At 67.9% G+C, this 3,410-nt stretch carries 5 protein-coding genes; all 5 read right to left on the bottom strand.

Translation table 11 applies throughout. The features are described 5' to 3' along the window. On the bottom strand, window positions 1-521 hold a 521-nt coding region (locus QOJ24_RS24815; protein WP_526266012.1), incomplete at its 3' end, for a beta-ketoacyl-[acyl-carrier-protein] synthase family protein. Next, a complete protein-coding gene (locus QOJ24_RS24820; RefSeq protein WP_526266014.1) occupies window positions 518-940 on the bottom strand; it encodes a MaoC family dehydratase in 423 nt (140 codons plus the stop codon). The genes QOJ24_RS24815 and QOJ24_RS24820, both read right to left, overlap by 4 nt. Beyond that, window positions 937-1,437: a MaoC family dehydratase gene (locus tag QOJ24_RS24825; protein WP_526266016.1), complete on the bottom strand. Its 501-nt coding sequence runs from the start codon at window positions 1,435-1,437 to the stop codon at window positions 937-939. The genes QOJ24_RS24820 and QOJ24_RS24825 overlap by 4 nt, the downstream gene beginning before the upstream one ends. Next, on the bottom strand, window positions 1,434-2,408 hold the full coding sequence (locus QOJ24_RS24830) for an acyl-CoA dehydrogenase family protein (RefSeq protein WP_526266017.1): 975 nt from the start codon (window positions 2,406-2,408) through the stop codon (window positions 1,434-1,436). Before QOJ24_RS24830 ends, QOJ24_RS24825 begins: the two co-directional genes overlap by 4 nt. Window positions 2,409-2,412: 4 nt before the next feature. Continuing rightward, window positions 2,413-3,410 (bottom strand): acyl-CoA dehydrogenase family protein (locus QOJ24_RS24835; RefSeq protein WP_526266019.1); only part of this gene is annotated, 998 nt, incomplete at its 5' end.

The raw sequence follows: 3,410 nt of genomic DNA on the forward strand, positions 1-3,410 counted from the left end.
TAGCCGAATTCGTGGCCGTACCGCTGCGCGATCTGCGCGTACGGTCCGTTCTGCCCGACGTTGCCGTACGGAATCTCGAACTCGGCCTGCGGGGAGCCGTAGTTGTTGCTCGACGCCCCGAACCAGCTCGGCGTCCGTGCTGGCTTCGCCTCCGACCGCGGAACCTCCATGGAGCCCGGCATGACGACGAGGACCGCATCGACTTGTCCCAGCTCGACGGCTGCGGCGGCGCGCCACACCATGCCCGCCGCGGTCGCACCGCCCAGGTCGACGCGGTCACCGAAGTCGAGCGGCAATCCCAGGTACTCCGACAGCGTGGCCGGTGCGAACATGGTCGACTCGGCGATGCCGTGCGTCGAAAGCCCGTTCACCACAGCGGGATCCACACCGGCGTCCTCGATCACCATCTTCGCCAGCCGCGCGTACTGGTCCAGCGTGAACGACGGCGGGGCGCTCTGCTTCTTTTCGGCGGGCAGCTCCGCGATGCCGACGATGGCCGCCTCACCACGCAGACCGGTCACGACTCACCCCGCTGCGGCAGTGCGACGGTCGCGGTGCCCGGCATCAGCACATCGTCGTCGCGCTTGCAGAAGATGTCGAGGTCGACCAGACCATGCTCGCGCTTCGCGGTGACGATCCCGCCGAAGGTCAGCGCCTGGCCCGGCAAGGCGATCGCGCGGTTCTGCACCGAGAACGCCACCAGCCGCCCGTCGCCGCCGATCCAGTCCGTCAGCGCCCGTGACAACAGCGCCGCCTGCAGCGGGCCCTGGACGAGCACGTTGTCGTAGCCTTCGCGGTCGCGCGCCCACTCCTTGTCGTAGTGGATGCGGTGGCCGTTGTAGGTAGCTGCGCTGAAGAAGAACATCTGCGTCTCGTCGACAGTGACGGTCAGCGCAGGGATCGCGTCGCCCGTGTCGACGTCCTCGAAGTACACGCTCATGCGGGCCGCGCGATCATCGACGTGGTGGCTTCGGCGAGCAGGTCACGGTGCTGGTTGCGGTATTCGGCGCGCCAGGTCACCAGCACGAACCTGCCTGATCGGCCCTCCTTTTCGACGACGGAGTCGACGGTGCGCGTCATCTCGACCTCGTCGCCGTGATAGGCGGGAAGGTGAAACGTCGTGCTCTCGCCGCCCGCCATCCGCCGCGGTGCCCGGGGGAACGCCATGCTGCCCGTCACCGCACCCGACGAGCCGTCCGGCCGCAGGTCGCCGAGCGCCGCGACGCCGAGGATCGCGTACTGCAGGTAGAGCGGTGGGCAGACGATGTCGCGGTATCCGTGTCGGCGCGCGTAGTCGGGGTCGAACCACAGCGGGTTGTGGTCGCCGACGGCGGCGGCCCAGCGTTGCCAGTCCCGCCGGTACACCTCACCCGTCGCCACCGCGACCACGGCGCCGATCTTCTCCGCCGATTCGGGATCGATGAGGCTGTCGGTCATCGCGCAGGCTCCCAGTTCATCTCGCTCTCAAGCCAATTCGCGGCGATGTCGGCTCCCCCGCCGATTGTCGACAAGATGCGGGCGCGCTCGGAGAACTTGTACAGACCGGTGTCGACGACGTATCCCATGCCGCCATGCAGTTGATGGGCGTCAAGTGTGATCCTCTTGACCTCGGCCGCGCGTATCCGTGCGACGGCAGTCTCCCGCGTCGCAGTCCTGCCCTTGCCTATCCAGAACACCGCCGACTGCGCGGCGAGCCGGGCGGCCGCCAGTGCGATGTGCATGTCGGCGACCAGGTGTTGCGCTGCCTGGAACGACGCGATCGGCCTGCCGAACTGCTCGCGCATCTTCGTATACTCGACGGTGCGCTGGACCACCGCCTCACCGACCCCGACCAGATCCAGACAGTCAAGCGCGACAACGGCATTGGCCAGTCGCCGTAGTCGGGCCGGGTCGACGTCGGCCCCAGCAGCGGCGTCATCGAAGCGCACGCTGAACGCCGGATACCCGCCCATCATGGGGACGGGCTCGACGCTGACGCCGGTGGACGTATCGACGGTCACCACACCTGATTCCGTCGAGGCGATGATCACGTCGGCGACATCGGCATCCGGAACGAAGTCAGCGGCTCCGCTCACCGTCAAGCCGACGGATGCGTCTCGCGGGTCGAAGAGCGCGTAGGTTCCGCGCGCGTCGCCGGAGGTCAGCCGAGGCAGCCAGTCCGACCCCACGCCGAGCCAGTCGATAGCCAACGCCGCATACATCGTGCTCTGAACGACTCTGGGGCACAATGCCCTTCCCGCTTCGACGCAGAAGATGCCTACATCCGTAAGGCCACCGTCGACAGGCAGCCCCAGCACACCCGCGTCGGCTAGCGCCTTCCACTGCGCGTCCGGCTCCAAGTCGGCGGCCAGCACGCTGCGGCACATCGCGGCCAGATCGCGCTCGTCCTGTGAGGGAATCACCCGCATGGCGTCACCGACCGTACGACTGCATCGTGTGGCCACGCTGGGCGATGACGTCGCGCAGCACTTCGTTGGTGCCGCCGCCGAACCGCATCAGCGGCGAAACCCGGTACAGCCGCTCGAAGAAGTTGCCGACGCGCAGACCGTCCGGCCCGAGGACGTCGATGGCGAGGTCGGCGATCCGCTGCCGCAGCTCGCTGGTGAAGATCTTCTCGACGCTGACCTCGATGCTGGGGATGCGACCGCTGTCGAGCAGAGACGCCGCCTCGTAGCCCATCAGCTTGGCGACCTCGACGTCGGCCTCGGCCTGCGCGAGGCGGCGGCGGAACGCCGGTTCCGGTGAACCCGCCATCGCGATCAGGTCGTCAAGCGCGCGCCGCAGGTCACCGGCATTGGTCAATGCACCGCGCTCGAGGTCCAGAGCGCCGGTGATGTAGGTCCAGCCGGCGTTGACCTCGCCGATCAGGTTCGTCACCGGCACCCGCACATCGTTGAAGAAGGTCTCGTTGGTGCGGTATCCCGACCAGGCGATCAGCGGGTGGATCTCGATGCCGGGGCTGTCCACCGGCACCGCGATCACCGATATTCCGCGGTGCCGCGGGGCATCGGGATCGGTTCGCACACAGAGCCATTCGTGTGTCGACCGCTGGGCCCCGCTGTTCCAGATCTTCGACCCGTTGATCACCCACTCGCCGCCGTCGCGGACCGCGCGGGTGCGCAGCGCGGCCAGGTCGGTGCCGGCGTTGGGCTCGGAGTAGCCGAGCGCGAAGACGATCTCACCCCTGGCGATTCCGGGCAGGAAGTCTTTCTTGTTCTGCTCGGTGCCGTGCCGCATGATCATCGGCGCGATCGAGGTCACCGTGAGGTCGGGTCCGGGCACACCGGCGTACTCGAACTCGCTCATCAGCAGGTGCTGATGCGTCGGGGTGAGGCCGAGGCCGCCGTACTGGGTCGGCCAGTTCAGCCCGAACCAGCCCTTCTCGCCGATCTTGCGGCGGAACGCGGTCA

Source organism: Mycobacterium sp. (genome assembly GCF_032159775.1).
Taxonomy (GTDB): Bacteria; Actinomycetota; Actinomycetes; order Mycobacteriales; family Mycobacteriaceae; genus Mycobacterium.

What these genes read in the sequence shown, in the direction of transcription:
- QOJ24_RS24820 (WP_526266014.1), bottom strand. Translation starts at nt 940, where the DNA reads ATGAGCGTGTACTTCGAGGACGTCGACACGGGCGACGCGATCCCTGCG.
- QOJ24_RS24825 (WP_526266016.1), bottom strand. Translation starts at nt 1,437, where the DNA reads ATGACCGACAGCCTCATCGATCCCGAATCGGCGGAGAAGATCGGCGCC.
- QOJ24_RS24830 (WP_526266017.1), bottom strand. Translation starts at nt 2,408, where the DNA reads ATGCGGGTGATTCCCTCACAGGACGAGCGCGATCTGGCCGCGATGTGC.